This window comes from Hyphomonas sp. CACIAM 19H1, from assembly GCF_003325995.1.
In the GTDB taxonomy this organism is placed as follows: Bacteria; Pseudomonadota; Alphaproteobacteria; order Caulobacterales; family Hyphomonadaceae; genus Hyphomonas; species Hyphomonas polymorpha.
Genome location: NZ_CP016437.1, coordinates 3,727,193 through 3,748,309 on the forward strand (window position 1 = coordinate 3,727,193; position 21,117 = coordinate 3,748,309).

A 21,117-nucleotide genomic window follows, 5' to 3' on the forward strand; every position below is an offset into this window, starting at 1 on the left:
GAATTACGTTAGTGGCCTAACTTTTCCTGGCCTTGGCAAAAGCCGGCTTCGGTGGGAGCTCAGTCGGCAACGGCATTGCCCGCTCTCCCCTGCGATTGCGCATCGCGTATTTGCTTTGGTAAGCTCGGCGTTGCTTTGCGACCTCGTAGAGAACAATACCCGAGCTCGTGCCAAGATTTAGACTTTCGATCATGCCGAACATCGGAATGCTGACGCACATATCGCTGCGTTCAACGGCAAGGTCGCTTATGCCGGTTCCTTCATTCCCGAACCATACGGCCAGTTTGGGAAAAACGGTATAGTCGCCTTCATGCAGGAAGATGCTGGTTTTCCCTTTCACGTGCGGCGAGGTTACGACCGATGTGAAGTTATTCTTTTCCAGATATTCGTAGCATGCCGCAGTGCTGTCGAAGCGCTTCACAAAAGTCCATTTCACTGCGGAGGCGGAAAGTTTCGAGAGCGCCCGTTCTTCTCGAAAATCTTTCCAATCTTCCGGAATTACCTTATGCGGATCAACCATCAGGACCTTCTCAACCCCTAACGCATTTGCATTTCTGATCACTGATCCAATATTCTTGGGATTGTCGGGGTTCTCGAGAACAGCGACCAGATTCTTGCACCGAAACGGCTTGATTTCATTCGCGCGGCTACGAACCGAACTCTTCGATTTGGTTTTATCGTTCATTGCAGCCTCAATTGCACACGCATCAATGATGCCCGCCACCGCGAGGCGTTGCAACCACGAGATGCTCACATAAAAGCCGCGCGAGCCTTCCGGCTGGCGCGGCTTTCGCTGTTTCAGCCTGTGTCCCGGCCTATTCTTCCATGCGCGGGATCAGCACCCCGTCGATGACATGGATGACGCCGTTGGAGGCCTGAATGTCGGACGTGGCGACCGTGTACTGGTTCACCATCACCGTGCCATCGGCCAGGCGGCGGACAGAGAGATCCAGATTGTTGATGCTGGCGGTCGCCACGCCCGCGTCTTCGGCCGGCACATCCCCAGCAAGCACCTTGCCCGGAATGACGTGATAGCCGACGATCCGGGTCAGCTTGTCCTTGTTTTCCGGCAGCAGCAGCGTGTCGAGCTCGCCGGGCGCCAGCGCGGCGAAGGCTTCATTGGTCGGGGCAAATACCGTGTAGGGGCCAGGGCCGGCCAGCGTTTCGCTGAGACCAGCCGCATCGATGGCGGCCAGCAGGGTCGAGAAGTCCGGATTGGTGGCGGCCACATCCACCAGCGTCAGATCCTCGACCGGCTGGGCCTGGTCAGCCAACGGCGCGTCAATCGGTGTTTCCGGCGCTTCCACCGGTGGCGGCGCAACCGCCGGGGTCCCGTCTTCGGTGGCGGGCGAACAGGCCGCGAGGGCAAACACGCTCGCAGCGGCAGCAAAGAAAAACGGTTTCATAAGGCAGATCCTTTTGATGGCGCGCCTTGGGGGGAATGAGAGGCGCGGGCCTTTACATGGGGCGATCCCGCCCTGCGGCCAGAGGCAAACCTCTTCCCAATCCGGGGCATTTTCAGGGCAAATTGGAGGCAGCTTGCCTCAACTCATCCATCTCAGCACACGCGGCTCAATCGGGTTGGTGAAGCCCCGGTCTTCGCTGCGGGCGGCGGTCCATTCGCGTTTCAGCATCTGATACCATTTGGCCTGCACATCGATATCGTCGATCCACAGCATCGCCTTCTGATGAGCCATGCCCTGGTTTTGCAAATCCACCATGTGCCCGTCCTGCGCAAGGAAGGTCTTGCCCATGCGTTTGGCCATCGGGATGGCAAGGGTGAGCAGCGGCGCGCCCGTCCACCAGGTGAACTGGGTAATCCGTGTACGTTTGGGCGCTTCCGGCGTCAGACAGGTGAGCGTCAGAAGGCGCGCGGTACTGTTGGAGATGATCTCCCACCGGTAGCCCGGCAGCTGGAAGCGGATCTCGGTCATCACATCGCCGCCGAACACCCAGCGATAGAGCTTGGAGTTGGAGGACGGCGCGTGCCGGTCAATCGCCCAGCCGCGCAGGGTTGGCACGAACGGCTTTTCCTTGAGTTTCAGCCCCGCAGAGGGCGGGCGCCACCACCACTGATTATGCACGAAGGGCACATGCGCCGGGTCCATCAGGCCGACCACCGCATCATCCATATGCGCGTTGAAGATGTCATGGATGACAAAGCCCGGCTTGTCCGGAAGTGGCCCGAAATCCGGGGGCGGAACAACTGGCGGCGCAGCAGAGCGCGGGTCGTGCGCCACATAGATATAAACCGCGCCGTTTGCCTCATGCACCGGATAGCGGCGCACCTTCACCTTTGAAGGATCATAGGGGCTGCCTTCGGTGAGGCTCGGCATCAGCTTGCAGCCGCCATCGGTGCCAAAGCGCCAGCCATGATAGGGACATTGCAACGTCCACTGACCATCCGTCTCCACCTGCTGGCCCGCCGATAGCGGCACCAGCCGGTGGGGGCAGATGTCGCGCAGCGCAAACGCCTCCCCTGCCGGCGTGCGCCCCACCACCACAGGCTCGCCCAGCATCATGATCCGCTGCTGCCGGCCAGCCTTCAGCTCCGCTGACGGCGCAGCCAGATACCAGCTGTCGGTCAGGAAGCCGTCGGCGGTGATACCGGTTTTCGGCGGGGTGTGCTGGGTGTCGGGCAAGGGCGGCCTACTCTGCAGCGGTGACCGTAACGGTCACTTCAAATGTGTCGCTGGCCGGTTCATCTGATTCCCAGGGGCGGCCTTCCGTCAGCTTCACCACACCAGTGCCGGGCGCGGAGGCCTTCAGATCAAAGCTCATATAATGATTGCCCCCCGTAAAGCCCGGCTGGCTTTGCAGCGCCGGATTGGTGGCGCGGGTATTCTCACCCGCCAGTTCCAGGAAATCGGGCTTTTCGGCGATCTGCCAGACATAGCCGGCCGTGGGCACGGATTCGAGTTCGATCCGGAGGGTCTGGCCCGCCGGAACAGAAACCTCCCCGCCCTTCTTGTCTGCGCCGACATAGACAACGCCCGCCTCTGCCTCTGCTTGGGCGGCCTCTGCAGCGGCGGTCTGAGCGGCTTCATCCGGCATCTCGCCCATCATCTCATCCCCTGCTGCAGCCATTTCGCCTTCCACATCGACCGCCGGCGGCTCGACACTGCCGGTGTCTACGGGGGGCTCCGCCGGCGCGCAGGCCGCAACACCAAGCGCCACCGCGCCAGCCAGCATCATTCCAATCGGGTATCGCATGAGAAACTCCTGTTGCTCTCGCCAATATCGCTAAGTTCGCCGCGAAGCGAAAGCAACTGCGCAAGAATGCGGGGATTGCCGCAGTTTCAGCCGTCGGTGCGGGCCGAAAACTCGACCTGACCGCCACCTTCGAAGAAATAGCGGGTCCAGAAACCGCGCAGCTTCGCATCCAGCGCAGACGGCAGCGGCGAGCGGGCCTGGTCGTGCAGGCGGCCATAACCGATGACGCGGATGCCTGTCCCCGGGGTCCTTGCGCCCGCACTATGCTCGGCCACAATCTCCATCAACTCGTCTTCCGGAAGCGAGGAAAATTTGCGCCAGGCGATCATGTCGCTGTTTTCCAGCATGTCCGAATAGATGATGATATTCGTATAGGGCTCTGCCGAGGCCGACCCCGTCCAGTGGCCGATGGTGCGGATGATGTCGGAGCCCGAGGCGTCTTCGGCCGTGTTGATGATCTCCCGCAGCGAGCCGGCGAGGCTGCCCATGAATTGCTGCTGGTCCTGCTTGGCCTTCATCGTGCTGCACGAACCCATGATTTCATCGACCACCCCGCCTGCGTCCGGACATCCCGGCTTGCAGGCATTCGCCAGACGGCGGGTTCTGGAATAGTGGTCGGAAATCGTGGCGATGATAATCCGGTCGCCGGTCTGCAACTTGTCGACCACGCCGCCGAGGCTTTCCATCAGCAGCGCCTCATCATCTGCATCAAAGGTTGACGTCCGGTCGATCAGGAACAGGGTGGAGCGATCGCTGAGCGCGCAATAGTCGTCCGCCGTACGGTTCACGAAGCCGGACCCTGCCGGCCCCGAACATGCGGGCAGCAGCATCAGGAGCGCTAGAACCGGCAGGGCAAGCCGGCATCCCGGAAACATGGTCATCTGGTCAGGCGCTGGCCCTGTTGATCTGGTTGGCATGACGGCGCTGTTCAACGGATTCGGCGTCGGCGCGGTGACCCTTGATATGCGCCAGATTTTTCTCCGCTTTCTTGCGCTGGATGTCGGCAGACTGAAAATCCGGATGAGGATCATGCGAGAAATAGGCCGCCGTCAGACCAACCGCCACGATGCCCAAATTGATAGCAAAGAAGATCCACCCGGAAATGCCAAGACCTGCCTTGAACATGTCACCCGCCATTTGGGCGGCGCCCGTTCCCGCCAGCATGTCCGAGAAACTGGCCTGAGGCTGGGTTTCAAAATCGAGATAGCCCTGGCGCAGCACGGAAACACCATAGATCAGCGACAGAATGATTGCCGTGATCAGCACCACCTGCAGAAGCTGCCCGGCCCAGCCGGACCTCTTCACATGATAGCCGAACCGGCAGAGCACCAGACCAAGCCTGTGGGCCAGCGTGACGAGAATGACGCCCACAAGAAAAGCCACGCCGAGCGACACGGTGGGGCTTTCGCGGAAGAAAAGCTCAAAACTCAGCCGGTTCACCGGGATTTCGAACAGCATCAGTGCCAGCATGAAAGGCCAGTAGAAGAAGCTGCGGGCATAGCGGGGCTGGCGGTCCACTTCGGCCTGGATCGTGTCCCATTTGGCATTGATGGTATCGAGCGTGTCCTGAGCATCGGCGATGCGCCCGCCATACTTGGTCTCGATCGCATTCATGTTGCCGGCATGGAGATCGTTGAGACGCTCAATCTTGGCATTGCGGGCAGCGGCGCGATCCATCGTCCTGTCATTGCCGATAACGCGCAGGGAGGAGGGCGTCCGATCCGGGGTTTCCGCCATGTGCTGATCCTCCAAAGGTCAGATAAAAATATTAACTGAGCTTCCCCCCTGTCGCAAGGCGCCCGCACAGGACGCTGTTAACCATTGGGGACCCCGGCGCCACTGCGGCCGGCCGCCTGTTTTATTGGCTTCCCGCGGGAAAATTGTCCCCACAGCGCCGCCATTAAGCAAAAGAATTCAGATAGTTAGTGAAAACCCCACAAGAAGATGATATGGAGCAAAAGTATTTTTTCGTGTGAGCACAAGAATGCACGGCAAGAGCGTAGAGTTAACCAAGTACAACGAGACCCAAGCGCCTGAACTCGCGCGCGCTTCTTTTCCCCCGACGCGGGAATTACACGCCGAAACGGCCGCAGCATCTTCATCAGCCGCTCAAGTGCGCATCATCGGGCTGGATATATGCCGGTCTGCGGCGATCCTCGCGACAATGTTCAGCCACGCGCTCGCGGAAGGCGGCGCCCAGCCCTATTACTCGTTCGACCATGCTGGGCTGATCTGGCTGCGCTTTTTCCTCCAGATGAGCCCGCCAATCTTCATCATCCTGTTTGGATCGGTATTGGAGATTGTCTACCGTCCCCGGATCGAAGCGGGGCAGAAGCAGCAGACCATAGCCCGGCTTTTGACCCGCGCCGCTCAATGCTACTTGCTCTATCTGGTCACGCTGCTGGCCATGCTGGCGGCGGGCCTCAGCTCACCGGGATATACGCTGCGTTGCGCGCTGTTCCTCGGCGGCTCGCCCTATGGCGACATCCTGAAATTCTACACCCTTGCTCTGGCCCTAGCCCCGGCGTTGATCTTCCTGCGCGACAGGCTTGGCTTTGTGGCGCTGGGCGCTGTCTCGGTGATCATTCACCTGCTGCATCCGCTGATCACGCAGCTTCAGGTGCCGGAAACATCCTCCGCAGATGTCTATCTCAGCCCGTTGATATGTTTCCTGATCGGCGGTGGAGAGATTGTGACGGGCGGCCCCTCCTTTTTGCACGGGATGACATTCGTAATCTGGGGCATGATGATCGGCCGCGCTGTGATCGTCCTCAGCCGCCCCAGTTCCAGCCGCCAGCAGATCGTCCAGGCAGCCATCGGCATGGCAGCCCTTCTGCTGGTTTCAGGCGCCGTCCTGCTTAGCTTCTGGAATTACGATGCACCCCTCACCACTGTGCGAGACCTCAGCAACCTTACCTACCGAAATATCAACCATCCGATCTATTTCGCCTTCGGGCTTTTCGGCACGCTGCTGGCGGTGTTCGTCTGCCTGGTCCTCTATGACGGATTCCGGGTGAAGTTCGGCCTGTCTCTGGGCTTTGCCGGCAAGACCAGCCTTTTCACCTTCTCCTTTGGCAATGCCCTGCTCTACCTCGCCCCGGCGCTGACCCTCAGCCTCACCGGCAGCTGGATCTATACTTTCGCGCTGTTCTTCCTGGTCTGCCTGCAAAGCTATGCCTTCAACTGGCTGCAGACAGCGCGCGGCAACTGGCTGGCCACCCGGTTCCAGGCCTTGATTGTGCGGATAAATTCGGCGGTGGGCTGGCTTCCGAAGCAACTTGCCGCGCCCTATGGCGGGCTGCTGGGCTGGCGATAGGCACGTAGCCGCCTGAAACCGCTTTCAGGCGGGCGAATGCAACGCTATATGCCGCCCATGACCCCACGCGACAAAATCCGTAACTTTTCCATCATCGCCCATATCGACCATGGGAAGTCGACCCTTGCCGACCGCCTGATCCAGGCCTGCGGCGGGCTGACCGACCGGGAGATGAGCGAACAGGTGCTCGATTCGATGGATATCGAGAAAGAGCGCGGCATCACCATCAAGGCCCAGACGGTGCGCCTGTCCTACACGGCGCAGGATGGCGAGACCTATACCCTCAACCTGATGGACACGCCCGGACACGTCGACTTTGCCTATGAAGTCTCCCGGTGCCTCGCCGCCTGCGAAGGCTCCCTGCTGGTGGTGGATGCCTCCCAAGGCGTGGAGGCCCAGACGCTGGCCAACGTCTATCAGGCCATCGACCAGAACCATGAGATCGTCCCCGTTCTCAACAAGATCGACCTGCCGGCCGCTGACGTGGACCGGGTGAAAGAGCAGATCGAGGAGATCATCGGTCTTGATGCCTCTGACGCCGTTCAGATTTCGGCCAAGACCGGCCTTGGCATCCCCGATGTGCTGGAAGCCATCGTCACCCGCCTGCCCCCGCCGCGGGGAGGCGATCAGGCCGCGCCCCTCAAGGCCGCGCTCGTTGACGCCTATTACGACCCCTATCTCGGCGTGGTCGTCATCGTCCGCGTGCATGACGGCGTGCTGAAGAAGAAACAGTCGATCCGCATGATGCGCACCGGCGGCGTCTACGAGATCGACAAGGTCGGCACGTTCAATCCCAAGCTCACCGAAGTCGATGCGCTCGGCCCCGGCGAGGTTGGCTATTTCGTCGCCTCGATCAAAGAGGTCGGCGACTGCTCCATCGGTGACACGATCACCGAAGACAAGCGCCCGACCGACAAGGCCCTGCCCGGCTATAAAGACGTGCAACCGGTCGTGTTCTGCGGCCTCTTCCCGATGGATGCGGGCGACTTTGACGACTTGCGCGCCGCAATGGGCAAGCTGCGCCTCAACGACGCCTCCTTCACCTGGGAGATGGAAACCTCCGCCGCGCTCGGCATGGGCTTCCGCTGCGGCTTCCTTGGCCTCCTCCACCTGGAAATCATCCAGGAACGCCTCTCCCGCGAGTTTGACCTCGACCTGATCGCGACCGCGCCGAGCGTCGTCTATGAAATGACGATGACGGACGGTACCGAGATCGAGCTGCACAACCCGGCCGATATGCCGGACGTGGTGCGCATCGCCGAAATCCGCGAGCCGTGGATTGCCGCCACCATTTACACGCCGGACGAATATCTCGGCTCGATCTTGAAACTCTGTCAGGACCGCCGCGGCATTCAGACCGAACTATCCTACGTGGGCGGACGGGCCTGCGTGAAATATGAACTGCCCCTCAACGAGGTGGTGTTCGATTTCTATGACCGCCTGAAATCCATCTCGCGCGGCTATGCCAGCTTTGACTACACCCTCATCGGCCACCGCGCCGAAAACCTCGTCAAGCTGCAGATCCTCGTCAATGAGGAGCCTGTCGATGCGCTCGCCATGCTCGTCCACCGCGACCGCGCCGAAAGCCGGGGCCGCCAGATGTGCGAGCGCCTGAAAGAGCTGATCCCGCGCCAGATGTTCAAAATCCCGATCCAGGCGGCTATCGGCGGGCGCGTGGTGGCGCGTGAAACCATCAGTGCCATGAGGAAAGACGTGACCGCGAAATGCTATGGCGGCGACGCTACGCGCAAACGCAAACTCCTCGACAAGCAAAAGGCCGGCAAGGCCCGCATGCGCCAGTTCGGCAAGGTGGAAATCCCGCAGGAAGCCTTCGTGGCGGCGCTCCGGATGGATGGGGATTAAGCCCCATCCGCCTCCCGCGCATCAGGTGAGCAGAAGATAAATCGCCCGGCCCGCCATCGGGAACAGCACCAGCGTGGACACCACGAACAGGTAGAAACGGATCATCACGACGTTACGGGTCACCTGCCAAAGTGAATGGATGATCCGCAGGGCAACATAAGCCCAGGCGAGTCCCACATCTACCATGCCTGTCTCACCGCTGACAGCCAGCACCATCACGATGGCATAGAAAATCGTCGGCTGTTCCATAAGGTGGTTGTAATTGTCCGCCACCTGACGAACCTCTGAGGGCAGCGCGTTCCACGCATCCCCGCGTGTGTGCTTGGCCTTCTCCGGATGCAACCGCGCCTTCTGCATGGCCGGTACGCGGGTCGCCAGCATCCAGGCCCAGATGATCAACGTCCAGGCAACCAGAATTGCGGCGGGCAGCAACAGAGCGGCAGTCATGGGCGTGCTCCTGAGTGGTAAATTGCAGGCGTCCAGCGTGGCGCGATCTTCCCTAAGAATCAACCGGCCAGTCCTCGCCCGCACCTTCCAGCGCCGCTATCTCTCCGTCCAGCGCCTTCACCGCCCGCTGGTTCAGCCACCACACTCCATAAAACAAGGCAGCAACCAGCATTGCCGCAAACAGCAAAATGACGAGCTTCACCGCCAGTGGCGCCGGATTGTCCGGCGCAAAGCTTACCCCGCCCAGGAACACCGCCATCCCCGGCACGAACGGCAGGAGATACCAGCGCCACACCGATGCCAGCGCCGCACGCTGGCGCAGCAGTTCTGCCCGGTGAAACGTCATCAGGTTCTGGGCGGCGTCCATCTCTGCCCCGCTGGCAGACCGCGCCAGGCCGTAGAGTTTCCAGCAGACATAAAGCGCCCCGAAGATAATCAGAAAACACCCCGCCCGGACGATGGGCTCCGGCACGGTGATCGCCGTCCAGCCGAAAAGGGCAATCACCAGGGCGGCAGCGGCATATTCGGTCATGTTCCGACGCAGGATGGTTTTCTGAAAGTCGCGCGCCTTCCGGCGCACGTCCTCAAGCGGCATGACAAAATTGCCCGTCTCCTGGCCTGCCCAGAGATCGCGAAGGGGATCATGATCAGACATCGACTTTCTCCCTGAAATCTTCTGCCAGCCGCGCCTTGAGGCGAGAAATGCGCGTCGTCACCGCGCCGGGCGTAAAGCCAGTAATCTCGGCGATGGCCGGCGCGTCCAGTTCCTCCAGATAAAGCGTCATCACCTGCCGGTCTGCCGGCTTCAGGGCGCGTATCCAGGCGTTGAGGCGTTCCAGCGCGTCCTCACGCTCATAATCCGTTGCCGGATTATCGGCCGCCACCACCGGGCCGATGGCCTCCTCCCCCACCAGCCCCCGATTGCGCCGCACCTCGCGGCCCACATGGGTGGACGCCACATTATGCGCCACCCGGTAAACCCAGGTCTTGAGGCTGCAGCGCCCATCAAACTTCGCAAAGCTGCGCCAGAGGGCGACATGCATTTCCTGCAACAGATCCCGGCGCCGCTCCGGATGGGCCTCCATCGCGCGGGCCAGCCGCTCCAGCGCGCCGCCATGGGCCTCTACGGCCTCCATATAACGCTGATCCTGATCGAACACCGGCTTCATGACAGGATAGTCTGGCAGGCGCAGAGTTTCTTACAATCCTTACCGGAAAATCGTCACGCCCACCCATGCCAGCAACGGCACGAGCATCGTGATGGCCATCCAGTCGCGCAGGAGGCCGGCGAAATTCTATTTCCCGGCTAGCCGCCGCGCGCGGAAAGGGGCACACAAGCAGGCCAGACTGCGAAAGGACGATCCCATGCGCCCCCGCCCGATTTCCGCGCTCCTGCTGTCAGCCATCCTCTTCAGCGCCTGCATCAGCGCGCCCCAGGCGACCGCCCCGGAGTCCAGCCCCGCCGACGCCGCCATTGCGCCGGTCACCCCCGATCCTGCGCTCGCCAATGGCGCTGGTGCCGGCGTTTACCGGCTCGACAAACACCATGCGAGCCTCGTCGTCGCCGTGGATCATCTCGGCTTTTCAAACTATGTGGGCCAGTTCACCCGGTTTGACGCCACCCTGACGATCGACCCCGCCGCGCCCGAGGCCGCCACGCTCACCGCCACGGTCGATCCAACCTCGCTCATCATTCCCACGCCGCCCGAAGGCTTCCTCGAAACCCTGCTGGGCGCCGACTGGCTGAACGCGGCCGCCTTCCCGGAAATCACCTTCACCTCCACGCAAATCCGTCAGACCGGCCCTGCAGATGCCGATGTGACCGGCGATCTGACTTTCCTGGGGGCAACCGTCCCGGTCTCCTTCCAGGTTCACTTCAACGGCGCCTATCCCGGCTACCCGCCCTATGACCCGAACGCCCGCGCGGGCTTTCACGCCGCCGGCAGCCTCAACCGCTCGGATTTCGGGATGATCTACGGCCTGCCGCCCGAAGGCTCCACCATGGGGGTTGGCGATCAGGTGAAATTCTGGATCGATGCCGAGTTCACCGGCCCGCCCACGGAAGCCCTGCCGACTTAACCGCTTCTATCCGGCCCCTTGCCCCGCTATATGCGGGCGATGACCAAGCCCCTGACGATCCTCGGCATAGAGACCAGCTGCGACGAGACGGCCGCCGCCGTGCTGCGCTATGAGGACGGCCGCGCGACGCTATTGTCAGACGTGATCCGCACGCAACTTGCCGAACATGCGCCCTATCTGGGCGTCGTGCCGGAGATTGCCGCCCGCGCCCATGCCGAGCTGGCAGACCTCACGGTCGCAGCCGCCATGAACACTGCAGGTCTTTCCTATGCTGATCTTGACGGCGTTGCCGCCACCGCCGGCCCCGGCCTCATCGGCGGCGTGCTCGTCGGCCTGATGACCGGCAAAGCCATTGCCCAGGCCGCCGGCAAGCACTTCATTCCGGTAAACCATCTGGAAGGCCACGCGCTCTCCCCCCGTCTGGGTACGGATTGCCCCTTCCCTTACCTCCTGCTGCTGGTCTCCGGCGGGCATTGCCAGTTTCTGGAAGTGCGCGGTCTGGGGGATTATCGCCGCCTCGGCTCCACCATCGACGACGCCGCCGGCGAAGCTTTTGACAAGGTGGCCAAACTGCTCGGCCTCGGTTTTCCCGGCGGGCCGGCGGTAGAGCGCATGGCGGCGGCAGGTAATCCGAAGGCGCATGATTTTCCGCGCCCGCTGCTCAATCGGCCAGGCCTGGAAATGAGCTTTGCAGGCCTCAAAACGGCCGTCGCCCGCGCTGCCGAAAACGCTCGCAGCGACAACGAAAAGGCCGATATCTGCGCCAGCTTTCAGGCCGCCATCTGTGATGTCCTCTCGGCGCGGGCCCGGCGCGCGCTGGAGAAGTTCGATGCGGGCACGGACGAAAAGCGCTTCGTCGTAGCCGGAGGCGTCGCCTCCAACAAGGCTATACGCGCCGCGCTCGAAGCAGAGGCAGAGGCAGGCGGCGCGCGCCTGATTGCCCCGCCCCTGCGCCACTGCACGGATAATGCCGCAATGATCGCGCTGGCCGGCGCGGAGCATCTGGCATCCGGCCGGGAAACTGGCGAAGGCCTCGCCTCGGGCGCGCGGCCGCGCTGGCCGCTGGATGAAGCCTCGGCCAAGGCAGACCCCGTCTTCGGCGCGGGCCGGCGCGGCGCGAAGGCCTGACCGCACAGAGACTTACCCTCGCCTCAAATGAAAACGGGCGCCTGCTTGAGGCGCCCGTCTGGCCGGTATCCGGGTGGGAGGAAGCCCGGAACGTTCCGGCATCAAGCTGCACGCGGTAGGGGAAACGCGCGCAGCGATGCCTGTTTGCGCGCCGGCCTTAGCCGACGAAATAAGCGAGCTGCACGGTCGCCCACATGACGAGGGCGGTGGCAGGGATGGCCGCAAGGAAAGACAGAACGGCCTGACGATTTTCCTGGGAGGACATGGGGAGAGCTTTCTGACGGTGCCGGGCAGCGACCATCGCCGCCCATGAACGTCATATAGCACTCCATTGAGGAATAATCAATGAATAAATTTGATTTCGTTCACTCGTCAGCGTTCAGGTGCTTTTTCATGACGGCATCGACGCCCGGAACGCAATGCGGATCAACCGCTTCGGGTAGGCTCTCCCAGGCCGCAGGCGGGGTTGCGCCGGGAGACAGGCCCGCCAGCAGCAGATCCATCACCCCGTCTATTTCGCGCTGCAGTTTGGGCAGGGTCAGTTTCGAGAAAAGCTGCGGAAAGCGAAACTTCATCAGCGCCGCCTGCCACATCTCGGCAACCTCTTCAGGATTGTCGATGGACCGGAATTCGCCGGCAGCCACACCATCCTTCATGATCTGAACCAGATAGGTGCGTTCCTTGGCGAGCTTTTCATTCATGTAGAGCGGACGTTCATCCGAAAGGACTTCGGCCACTTCCAGAATCTTCGCCTCTTCTGCAATGGCAGAATAGGTCCGCGTCAGTTCGTAATGGAAGATTTCCCGCATCCGGTCCGCCGCAGACACTTTCTTGTCCGCGATCTTGGCGAAGGTGGCGTAGGCTTCCTCATTGAACTTGCGAGCCATGGCCTCGGCAATGTCGAGCTTGGAGGCGAAGAAGCGATAGATATTGCCGGCGGACATGTTGCAGTCCTTGGCAATCTCCGCCATCGTTGTCTTCGAATAGCCATAGTGAAGAATGCGCTCCACGGCAGCGTGGAGAATCATCTTCCTTGTGTCGTCCATCTGGGTCATTTGGTAAGTCTACAGCAAATTGCTGAACGTTCAATATATTGTTCAGCGTCCATTTTGTGTCATCTACCTGACATTGCACGCGCCAAACGTCTACTTCAAACCGGCACCAGAACAGCGATGACACTGCCCTTCTGACTGTGCCATAGCGGCGGCAGATCAAAAGGGAGATGCCTGCAATGCCGCTTTACTGTCTGCACTGTCTCGACAATGAAACCGACGGCGCCTCGCGCCGCGCTGCAACCCGCCCCGCGCATCTGGAATGGGTCGCCAGCCTCGGTGATACCTGCCGCATGGCCGGCCCGCTGCTGAGCGAAGAAGGCGGCATGATCGGGTCGGTCTTCCTGATGGTGGCCGAAAATGCCGTTGCCGCCCGCGCCCTCAATGCCGCGGACCCTTATACGAAAGCCGGCGTCTTTGGCCGGGTCCATATCAGCGAAACGCGCTGGGCCTATGGCGAGGGAAAACCCGCATGAGGAAGTTCATTTCCGGCAATCTCAACTACTCCAGCTGGTCGATCCGCCCCCTCATGGCCGTGCGCAAGGCGGGCCTGGGCATTGAGGAAGAGATCCTGCCGCTGGATTTCCCCGAGACCACGGCCCGCCTGAAGGAGATCAGCCCAACCGCCAAGGTGCCGCTGCTGATCTGGGATGATCTGATGATCTGGGAAAGCCTGGCGATCACCGAATTTGTCGCCGAACTGGCCGCCCCCGGCGTGATCTGGCCGAAGGATACGGCCCGGCGCGCCATTGCCCGCGCCGTCTCTTCGGAAATGCATGCCGGCTTTGCCGCCATCCGCAACGCCTGCTCCATGGACATTCGCGGCCGCACGCCCGCGCCAGAGATGACCCCCGCCCTGGAAGCAGACATTGCCCGTCTTCAGGCGATGTGGTCCCAGCTGCGGGAAACCCATGGCCGCAATACAGGAGAGCCCGGCCCGTTCCTCTTCGGCGCCTGGTCGGCGGCCGATGCCTTCTACCTGCCTGTAGTGACCCGTTTCCGTACGTTCGGCCTCCCGCTCACGGGCGCCGCCGCCGATTACGCCGCCGCTGCTCTGGAAGATCCGGACTTCAAACGCCTGGAGGCGGAGGCAGCCGCTGAGCCCTGGTGGATCAAGTACGGGCCTGAAGGGCGCTCGGCCGGACTTCTGAAACCGGCGGGCTGAAAAGGTCGTAGCCAAGATCATGCCGGACGAGGTCTCTGACCCGTTCGGCATAGATCGCCATAGCCTCGCCGGTAAACAGCTCGTCCAGCGTCTCCCGGCGGTTCTGCAGCACATTAGGCTCCGCCGCAGGATCAACGCGCGTCGCCATCGCCTCTTTCGTGCCCGCTTCCAGCGCAGCCTGAATCGCTTCCGGCTTCAGCGTTACGCCCCAATGCTGCGCCATGGCATGTAGCGCCGCGCGCGGATTGGCGCTGGTGGCCTCATACTGCAGCACCCTAACCTCACCTGGAAAAGCTGCGTGGATATCGCCCCACCGGTTCCAGAACCGGGCGATCCAGTAAAGGTCACACCGGAACTGCTTTCCGGCCGGATCGCCGCGCAGATAGTCCAGCCAGCTCACCTGGATGTCGTCCTGCCATTTGGCGTAGTGGGAGGCCAGAATGCCCATCGGGTGGCGCACGCACAGCACATAGGGCGGCAGTTTCGCCGCCTTGCGCGCCCACGGCCAGCTGGCCATCTGATGGGGTATGGAATGGCTTTTCGCCAGGCGCGGCAATTGCCCAAATACTGGCGCATCCGTTGCAAAGCCGATATAGGGCCGCGTGGCATTTTCGGAGAAATAGGCTGGGCGCTGGATGCCGTAGGTGTCGGCCAGCGCCACCGAAAACATGTAAAGCATCCAATGCGTGCCGGAATTCTTCGAACTGACAAAGAACCCGTCAAACGCGCCGTGCCGTAGCACGGAGAAATTCGTCCATCGCTCTTTGCGGTCCTTTGCCAGGAAGGCTTTGGGCGGAGAATGGGGCATGAGGGGTGGTAACCGTCTCTGTTGGAGCGATGCAACAGCCCGATGCATTACAGGAAGGTGTTGCACAGTTATGTCTTGAGACCGGCCATATCCCGATAGATTTGCAACAAGGACAGCTGTGCCCGTGTCGGCAGCCCTTCTGCCTCCGAAACCGCCACCAGCATCGTGTCCAAGTCTACCACTTCCTTGGGGCTCAACTGCGGCGCATTCACCACCAGCCTGCTCAGGCGGCGCATCTGCTCCTCCCCCGGCAGCTGGCTGCCTGCCACCCAGGCGGCATGGGCTGCCAACTCTTCCGCTTCCTGCACGGAAAAGCTGAAATGTGTGCGGATCTCAGCTTCGATCATGTCGGCCTGCCGCGCGGAAAGCGGCGCCCCGCGCCCCAGCGCCACCATCATCATCATGATCGCGGCGGCTTCCCGCGGATCCTCGATCAGCTCGACACCGCCCCTGCCCGCGCGCCATTTGAACGCCAGACGCCGGGGCGCATTGGCAACCGTTTTTGCTGCCTGTCCCAGCTCATCCAGGCCGCGCCTCGCCATCCGCAGACGCCAGGACCACACGGCGACGGCGGTGAGTACGGTAAGGATGGCAAAGACAATATGCATAAGGACAGTTTAGTCCGGCAAAGATCGGCGCGCCATGACCAATTCGGTAAGGTTGGATTTCCATTCTTGCAACTGCTTACAAAAACGGCGCCCTCATGAGGCGCCGTCCTGAAGTTGTCAGTTCCTGGCCAGGCAGGATCAGTTTTCCGGCGCCGGTTCTGCCGCCGCATGGGCCTGTGTCAGCACATAGGCGCGGATCGCCTCAGCCTCGTCCGGGGTGACGTATTCGGCAAACGAGACCATGCCATTGGCAGCCAGGTTACCTTCCAGCACTACGCCCTTCCAGGCGTCTGAATTGGCAGTGATCGCCGACCAGCGCAGGTCAGGCAGCACGCCGGAAGAAACCGCCAGCGGGCCGTGGCACACCGCGCAGTTGCGCGCATAATGCACCGCGCCTTCCGAGATCACCGCCATCGAGCCGAAAGCCTCGCCTTTCGGGGTGGCTTCTACCGGGGCAAGCCCGGAATCGGCAATCTCGCCTGTGCCGCCGATCTTGAAGGTCACCACCTTGCCAACGGTGGAGGCGACTTTCTCGTCATAGGCAAAGCCCGCCGCCAGCGCGAAGGCAGAGCCCCAGCCAGTAGTGATCGTGACATATTGCTCGCCATCGATCATGAAAGTGCCGGGGCCAGAGGCACCACCCGATTTGAGATTGTGGCTCCACAGCTTGTCTCCGGTGGCGGCGTCATAAGCGACGAACTCACCATTCAGCTTGCCCTGGAAGACCAGCCCGCCGGCCGTCGACAGCACCCCGCCATTCCAGGCATTGTCATGCTCCACGCTCCAGCGCGGGGCGCGCGCTACCGGGTCCCAGGCAATCAGACGGCCCTTGAGGCTGGCGCGGAGGAATCTTGCCACTTCCGGCGGCGCAATCGGCGGCACGCCGGCCGAAAAGTCCACGCCCGTATTCCAGCCGACAGGCCGGGCCGAGAAGCGCGGATCTTCGGCATATGCCTGCGGAATTTCCTGGGCCGGAATATAGGCAAGGCCCTCATCCGGGTTAAACGCCATCGGGTGCCAGTTATGGCCGCCCAGCGGGCCGGGGGTCTGCTCATAGGGCTGTTTGGCATAGCGCGCTTCGGGCACTTCAATCGGCCGGCCATTTTCATCTAGGCCTGTCGCCCAGTTCATCGGCACATAGGCATCGCCCGAGATGAACTCGCCCGTCGCCGCATCGACCACATAGAAGAAGCCATTTTTCGGCGCCTGCATCGCTACCCGGCGCGGCGCGCCATTCTCGCCCAGCGGCAGGTCCGCCAGGATGATTGTCTGGGTTGCGGTATAGTCCCAATTATCGCCCGGCGTTGTCTGGAAGTGCCATTTATAGGCGCCGGTATCCGCGTCCACCGCAACGATCGAGGAGAGGAACAGGTTGTCCCCGCCGGCAGGATCCCGGAACGTCCGGTTCCAGGGAGAGCCGTTGCCAACGCCGAAGATGATCTGGTTGTTCACCTCGTCATAGACGATCGAATCCCAGACGGTGCCGCCGCCGCCATCGGTCGTCCAGGCGCCTTCATCGCCCCAGGTCACATTGCCGACCTGCACGAACGCGTCATCCGAGGCCGCCCCGTCCGGCTGTTTCAGAGGGTTGGGAACGGTATAAAACCGCCAGACGAGATCGCCCGAACTTGTGTCGTAGGCGGACAGGTAGCCGCGTACGCCCAGCTCTGCCCCGCCATTGCCGATCAGCACCTTGCCGTTCACCACGCGCGGCGCGCCAGTGATCGTGTAGGGCTTGTCCTGATCAACCGTCACCTTGCTCCAGATGATTTCGCCGGTCTCGGCGTTCAGCGCTTCAAGGCGTCCGTCGATCACGCCGACATAGACTTTGCCGTCATAGACCGCCACGCCGCGATTAACGACATCGCAGCAGGCTTTGACGCCCACCGCGCGATCCGCCTGCGGATCATACACCCACTTCTCCGCGCCGGTCTTGGCGTCCAGCGCATACACCACCGACCAGGCCGAGGTAACATACATCGTTCCGTCCACGACAATCGGCGTGGATTCCACGCCGCGATTGGTGGCCAGGTCATAGGTCCAGGCAACGCCCAGCTGGCTGACATTCTCCCTGTTGATCGCCGTCAACTTTGAATGGCGCTGCTCATCATAGGTGCCGCCATAGGTCAGCCACTCATTGCCGGCGCTTTCGCTGGAAATGCGGGCGGTATCGACGGCCGCAAAGCCGCGCGGTTCGGCCTTCTGCACCTGCCCCTGTCCGCAGGCCGCCAGAATAAGCGCCGCGCTCGCAGCTGTCATGAAGGGCAAGGCCCGGCGGGCCATTACAAACTTGCTCACGATAATCCTCCCAGACCACGTCCTGCGGCGCCTTGCGCGCAGGATCAGTTCGGCAGGAGACTAGCCACTCGCCCGGTAAAGTCGAGATGTGACGCGGCGGGAGCATCCGCCGGCGGCTGCCTCAGGCCACCGCCGCCAGGCGAAGCTCGTCGCGCGCGGCAAGGATGGCTTCTGCAACCGCGCGCCGCCAGCCTGCCATGTCCCCGGCATTGGCCGCCGCCTTGGGAAAAGTGACGGATCGTGACGCACTGACCACGCCGCCCTCGCCGTTCACAAGCCCGGAACACGCCTCGGCCGCACCGGCCCCCTGCGCGCCATAGCCGGGCACCAGGAACAGTGCCTTGGGCGCGAGGGCCCGCACGGCGCGGGCCTCTTCGGGCGCTGTCGCGCCGATCACCATCATCAGGCTCGACCAGCCACACGGGCTCATGAGCCGCTCGGTCAGCGGCTGAAGCGCTTCGGCCACGCGCACATAAAGCGGCGCCCCGCCCATGATGCGCGACTGGAAATCCGCCGCGCCGGGATTGGACGTACGCACCAGAACGATCACGCCCTTGCCGTGCGCCTTGGCGAGCTTTGCGTAAGGCTCCAGCGTGTCGAGCCCCATATACGGGTTCACGGTCAGACCATCGCCTTCAAACGGCGCGCCCGGCGCCAGATAAGCCTGCGCATATCCTTCAGCGGTCGAGCCGATATCGCCGCGCTTGGCATCCATCAGCACGATCAGCCCGGCGGCCCGCGCGGCTTTTGCCGCCGCCTGCAGCGCCGCCATGCCTTCGGGCCCGTGACGCTCGAACAGGCTGACCTGCGGCTTCACCACCGCCACCTTGCCGGCCGCTGCCTCGATGATCGCCTGCGACCATTTCCTGACACCCTCGGGCGTATCCCCGCCGAAAAGCTCCGGAATCATGCCCGGATGAGGGTCGATCCCCACACAGAGCGGGCCGAATTTCCGTGTGCCGTCAATCAATCGGGATGCAAAATCAGTCATGCGCCCACCTCGCACATAACCTTCACCACCTGCAAGCGCCGCCGGGCGGTGTCGGAGGCCGCGCCGTAATTGCGGATGCGGAACGCGTCGGATGGGCCAGCTTCGCGCGGCACGCCCATCGTGGTGAGGAACGCGTCCACCGATTGCGGCGCTGTTGTATAGACGCGGCCCCGGCGCGGGCTTTCGGCCACGATCACTCCGCGCACCGCCCCGTCCTTGCCGAAAACCGGCCCGCCGGAAATACCGCCGAGCGTCCCGGTCAGACCATTCGTGCGGCCAACCTCGGCCCAGGCGAGGATCGGCATATCCGCCTCGCGCAGGCCACGCGTCACCAGCCGCGAGCGGCCCACCAGCTTGCTGGCAAGCTCGCCGGGCTGGCCCTGCGGGAAGCCGACCAGATAGCCCTCGCTGCCCAGAAACATCGGCGATGTGAGGTCCAGCCTCACCGGATTGGGGCTGCGCCCGGTCGAAAGCAGCGCCAGATCATGCCCCTCGTCCAGCGAAACCCGCGCCACCGGCACATAATTGCCCGGCGCCACTTCCAGGCTGACCTTGGAACAGCCATCGACCACATGCCGGGCGGTCAGCCAGTCCCCGCGCGAATTGATCGCAAAGGCTGTGCCTACGCCGTTCTGCGGCGGCCCGGTCTGCACCACGACCAGCTCGTCCAGCGGCGATGGGTCGGGCAGCAGCGGCCCGATTTCCTCGGCGATGATCGACGGCGGCGGCGGCGCGGGCGCCTCGGCCTCCGGCACCAGCGAGAACACGACCAGGAGGATAAAGCCGAGCGCGGCGGCATAGATCACCCAGTCAAACGCGCGCATGCTCTTCAGATCCTCTGCAACACTGGATCCCACAGCCCTGCCGCAAAGATCAGCCCGGTGCCGAGCTTTGCAGCGGCGAGCACCACCGCCGCGCCCATTTCATCATTCGAAATGCGGCGCGGAATGCCTCGCAGGATCAGGTCCACGATACGGTAGGTAATGAGTTGCATGAGCAGTGCAATGGCTCCCCAGAGCACAAGTTCGGGAAGAGACACCGAAGACGCCAGCGTCGAGGCGATCGGAATGGCCAGCCCCCCGATGGCCCCGGCCAGCGCCACACCGGCGGACGCATTGCCATCCTTGACGAGGGCAAGTTCCTTCCACGGCGTGAGCAGAACATAGACAGTCGACGCGATCAGCAGCATCACCCCGGCCATGCCCGTTGACATCAGGAAGCGCGGAAAGGCGGCATCAAAAGCGCTCAATTCTCCCAGTATCACCCTTGTTTATCCTCGCTTGCGGGTCTACGCCCGGCTTCTGGAACCACCGGTTCGACCCTATCGAGTGCGCCCCCCAGCCTCAAGGAGAGAGGAACATGCTCGCCGGAAAAACTGCCCTCATTACAGGCTCAACCAGCGGCATCGGTAAGGCCATCGCGCTGCAGCTTGCAGCCGGCGGGGCTAACATCGTGCTGAACGGTTTCGGTGACGCAAAGGAGATCGAGACACTTCGCGCCGGCATCGAAAAGGATCATAAAGTAAAAGCCACCTTCTCCGGCGCAGACCTGACAAAACCAGACGCCATTGAGGCAATGATGCGGGAAGCCGCCGATACGTTTGGCGGCGTCGACATTCTCGTGAACAATGCCGGCACGCAATTCGTCGCCCCGATTGACGAGTTCCCGGTCGACAAGTGGAACCTGATCATCGCGCTGAACCTGTCAGCCGCCTTCCACACCACCCGGCTCGCCTTGCCTTACATGAAATCGAAAAAGTGGGGCCGCATCCTCAATATGGGCTCGGCCCATGCCAAGGTCGCCTCCCCCTTCAAATCGGCCTATGTCGCGGCCAAGCACGGCCTTTCCGGGCTCACCAAGACGACGGCGCTGGAAGGCGCCATCCATGGCGTCCGCTGCAACACCATCTGCCCCGGCTATGTCTTCACCCCCCTGGTCGAAGGCCAGATCGCCGACACCGCCAAGGCCCGCGGCATGACCGAGGAACAGGTCAAGAATGATGTCCTCCTCGCCGCCCAGCCGACGAAGGAATTCGTCACCGCCGAGGAAGTCGCCGCCTTTGCCCGCTTCCTCTGCTCCCCCGCCGCCGCTCAGATCAACGGGGCAGACCTCTCCATCGATGGCGGCTGGACCGCACAATAAGTTTATT

General features: G+C 62.4%; 23 protein-coding genes. 7 read left to right on the forward strand and 16 right to left on the reverse strand.

What is annotated here, in order from left to right; translation table 11 throughout:
- Nucleotides 1–16: 16 nt before the first annotated feature.
- From BBF93_RS17495 to BBF93_RS17520, 6 genes are all read right to left on the reverse strand, one after another.
- Nucleotides 17–739: an RNA methyltransferase gene (locus BBF93_RS17495; RefSeq protein ID WP_233349195.1), complete on the reverse strand. Its 723-nt coding sequence runs from the start codon at nucleotides 737–739 to the stop codon at nucleotides 17–19.
- A 76-nt stretch (nucleotides 740–815) separates the two neighbouring features.
- Nucleotides 816–1,406 (reverse strand): fasciclin domain-containing protein, encoded by a 591-nt coding sequence (locus BBF93_RS17500; protein ID WP_114106726.1) that lies wholly within the window; start codon nucleotides 1,404–1,406, stop codon nucleotides 816–818.
- 138 nt (nucleotides 1,407–1,544) lie between these two features.
- A complete protein-coding gene (locus BBF93_RS17505; RefSeq protein ID WP_114106727.1) occupies nucleotides 1,545–2,642 on the reverse strand; it encodes an aromatic ring-hydroxylating dioxygenase subunit alpha in 1,098 nt (365 codons plus the stop codon).
- Between the two features lie 7 nt (nucleotides 2,643–2,649).
- Nucleotides 2,650–3,213 carry a protease inhibitor I42 family protein gene (locus BBF93_RS17510; RefSeq protein ID WP_114106728.1) on the reverse strand — a complete coding sequence of 188 codons (564 nt, stop codon included), beginning with the start codon at nucleotides 3,211–3,213 and terminating at the stop codon, nucleotides 2,650–2,652.
- An 86-nt stretch (nucleotides 3,214–3,299) separates the two neighbouring features.
- Nucleotides 3,300–4,094 carry a hypothetical protein gene (locus BBF93_RS17515; protein WP_114106729.1) on the reverse strand — a complete coding sequence of 265 codons (795 nt, stop codon included), beginning with the start codon at nucleotides 4,092–4,094 and terminating at the stop codon, nucleotides 3,300–3,302.
- A gap of 4 nt (nucleotides 4,095–4,098) precedes the next feature.
- Nucleotides 4,099–4,950 carry a hypothetical protein gene (locus BBF93_RS17520; protein ID WP_114106730.1) on the reverse strand — a complete coding sequence of 284 codons (852 nt, stop codon included), beginning with the start codon at nucleotides 4,948–4,950 and terminating at the stop codon, nucleotides 4,099–4,101.
- 247 nt (nucleotides 4,951–5,197) lie between these two features.
- On the opposite strand from BBF93_RS17520, the gene BBF93_RS17525 reads away from it, so the two are divergent.
- Entirely contained in the window at nucleotides 5,198–6,529 is a 1,332-nt protein-coding gene (locus BBF93_RS17525) for an OpgC domain-containing protein (protein ID WP_114106731.1), read from the forward strand.
- Between the two features lie 57 nt (nucleotides 6,530–6,586).
- The gene (lepA, locus tag BBF93_RS17530) at nucleotides 6,587–8,392 is read left to right on the forward strand and encodes a translation elongation factor 4 (RefSeq protein WP_035598035.1); all 1,806 of its coding nucleotides are present in this window, start codon (nucleotides 6,587–6,589) and stop codon (nucleotides 8,390–8,392) included.
- 21 nt (nucleotides 8,393–8,413) lie between these two features.
- Here the strand turns inward: lepA and BBF93_RS17535 are convergent, their stop codons facing one another.
- Genes BBF93_RS17535 through BBF93_RS17545 form a run of 3 tightly spaced genes read right to left on the reverse strand, consistent with a single transcriptional unit; the run spans nucleotide 8,414 to nucleotide 10,008 of the window.
- A complete protein-coding gene (locus BBF93_RS17535; RefSeq protein ID WP_114106732.1) occupies nucleotides 8,414–8,839 on the reverse strand; it encodes an MAPEG family protein in 426 nt (141 codons plus the stop codon).
- 52 nt (nucleotides 8,840–8,891) lie between these two features.
- The gene (locus BBF93_RS17540; RefSeq protein WP_035597809.1) at nucleotides 8,892–9,494 is read right to left on the reverse strand and encodes a hypothetical protein; all 603 of its coding nucleotides are present in this window, start codon (nucleotides 9,492–9,494) and stop codon (nucleotides 8,892–8,894) included.
- Complete coding sequence (locus BBF93_RS17545) at nucleotides 9,487–10,008, reverse strand: RNA polymerase sigma factor (protein WP_035597806.1); 522 nt, start codon at nucleotides 10,006–10,008, stop codon at nucleotides 9,487–9,489. The genes BBF93_RS17540 and BBF93_RS17545 overlap by 8 nt, the downstream gene beginning before the upstream one ends.
- A 196-nt stretch (nucleotides 10,009–10,204) precedes the next feature.
- On the opposite strand from BBF93_RS17545, the gene BBF93_RS17550 reads away from it, so the two are divergent.
- The gene (locus tag BBF93_RS17550) at nucleotides 10,205–10,918 is read left to right on the forward strand and encodes a YceI family protein (RefSeq protein WP_114106733.1); all 714 of its coding nucleotides are present in this window, start codon (nucleotides 10,205–10,207) and stop codon (nucleotides 10,916–10,918) included.
- A 39-nt stretch (nucleotides 10,919–10,957) separates the two neighbouring features.
- Nucleotides 10,958–12,046 carry a tRNA (adenosine(37)-N6)-threonylcarbamoyltransferase complex transferase subunit TsaD gene (gene tsaD / locus BBF93_RS17555; RefSeq protein ID WP_233349196.1) on the forward strand — a complete coding sequence of 363 codons (1,089 nt, stop codon included), beginning with the start codon at nucleotides 10,958–10,960 and terminating at the stop codon, nucleotides 12,044–12,046.
- A 365-nt stretch (nucleotides 12,047–12,411) separates the two neighbouring features.
- On the opposite strand, the gene BBF93_RS17560 is transcribed toward tsaD, so the two are convergent.
- On the reverse strand, nucleotides 12,412–13,101 hold the full coding sequence (locus BBF93_RS17560; protein ID WP_084324258.1) for a TetR/AcrR family transcriptional regulator: 690 nt from the start codon (nucleotides 13,099–13,101) through the stop codon (nucleotides 12,412–12,414).
- A 176-nt stretch (nucleotides 13,102–13,277) separates the two neighbouring features.
- On the opposite strand from BBF93_RS17560, the gene BBF93_RS17565 reads away from it, so the two are divergent.
- Together BBF93_RS17565 and BBF93_RS17570 are read left to right on the forward strand one after the other, a co-directional pair.
- The gene (locus tag BBF93_RS17565) at nucleotides 13,278–13,574 is read left to right on the forward strand and encodes a YciI family protein (protein ID WP_114106735.1); all 297 of its coding nucleotides are present in this window, start codon (nucleotides 13,278–13,280) and stop codon (nucleotides 13,572–13,574) included.
- Nucleotides 13,571–14,263 (forward strand): glutathione S-transferase, encoded by a 693-nt coding sequence (locus BBF93_RS17570; protein ID WP_114106736.1) that lies wholly within the window; start codon nucleotides 13,571–13,573, stop codon nucleotides 14,261–14,263. Before BBF93_RS17565 ends, BBF93_RS17570 begins: the two co-directional genes overlap by 4 nt.
- Here the strand turns inward: BBF93_RS17570 and BBF93_RS17575 are convergent.
- From BBF93_RS17575 to BBF93_RS17600, 6 genes are all read right to left on the reverse strand, one after another.
- Nucleotides 14,211–15,071, reverse strand: a complete 861-nt coding sequence (locus BBF93_RS17575) for a sulfotransferase domain-containing protein (protein WP_114106737.1) — start codon at nucleotides 15,069–15,071, stop codon at nucleotides 14,211–14,213. The genes BBF93_RS17570 and BBF93_RS17575 overlap by 53 nt on opposite strands.
- Nucleotides 15,072–15,139: 68 nt before the next feature.
- Nucleotides 15,140–15,679: a hypothetical protein gene (locus BBF93_RS17580; protein ID WP_035597796.1), complete on the reverse strand. Its 540-nt coding sequence runs from the start codon at nucleotides 15,677–15,679 to the stop codon at nucleotides 15,140–15,142.
- Nucleotides 15,680–15,817: 138 nt separating this feature from the next.
- Entirely contained in the window at nucleotides 15,818–17,938 is a 2,121-nt protein-coding gene (locus tag BBF93_RS17585; RefSeq protein ID WP_114107139.1) for a PQQ-dependent dehydrogenase, methanol/ethanol family, read from the reverse strand.
- Nucleotides 17,939–18,098: 160 nt separating this feature from the next.
- Entirely contained in the window at nucleotides 18,099–18,968 is an 870-nt protein-coding gene (pyrF, locus tag BBF93_RS17590; protein WP_114106738.1) for an orotidine-5'-phosphate decarboxylase, read from the reverse strand.
- Entirely contained in the window at nucleotides 18,965–19,792 is an 828-nt protein-coding gene (locus BBF93_RS17595) for a serine protease (protein WP_233349198.1), read from the reverse strand. The genes pyrF and BBF93_RS17595 overlap by 4 nt, the downstream gene beginning before the upstream one ends.
- 5 nt (nucleotides 19,793–19,797) lie before the next feature.
- Complete coding sequence (locus tag BBF93_RS17600) at nucleotides 19,798–20,217, reverse strand: DUF350 domain-containing protein (protein WP_233349199.1); 420 nt, start codon at nucleotides 20,215–20,217, stop codon at nucleotides 19,798–19,800.
- Nucleotides 20,218–20,327: 110 nt separating this feature from the next.
- On the opposite strand from BBF93_RS17600, the gene BBF93_RS17605 reads away from it, so the two are divergent.
- The gene (locus BBF93_RS17605) at nucleotides 20,328–21,110 is read left to right on the forward strand and encodes a 3-hydroxybutyrate dehydrogenase (RefSeq protein ID WP_035597786.1); all 783 of its coding nucleotides are present in this window, start codon (nucleotides 20,328–20,330) and stop codon (nucleotides 21,108–21,110) included.
- The last annotated feature ends 7 nt before the right edge of the window (nucleotides 21,111–21,117 follow it).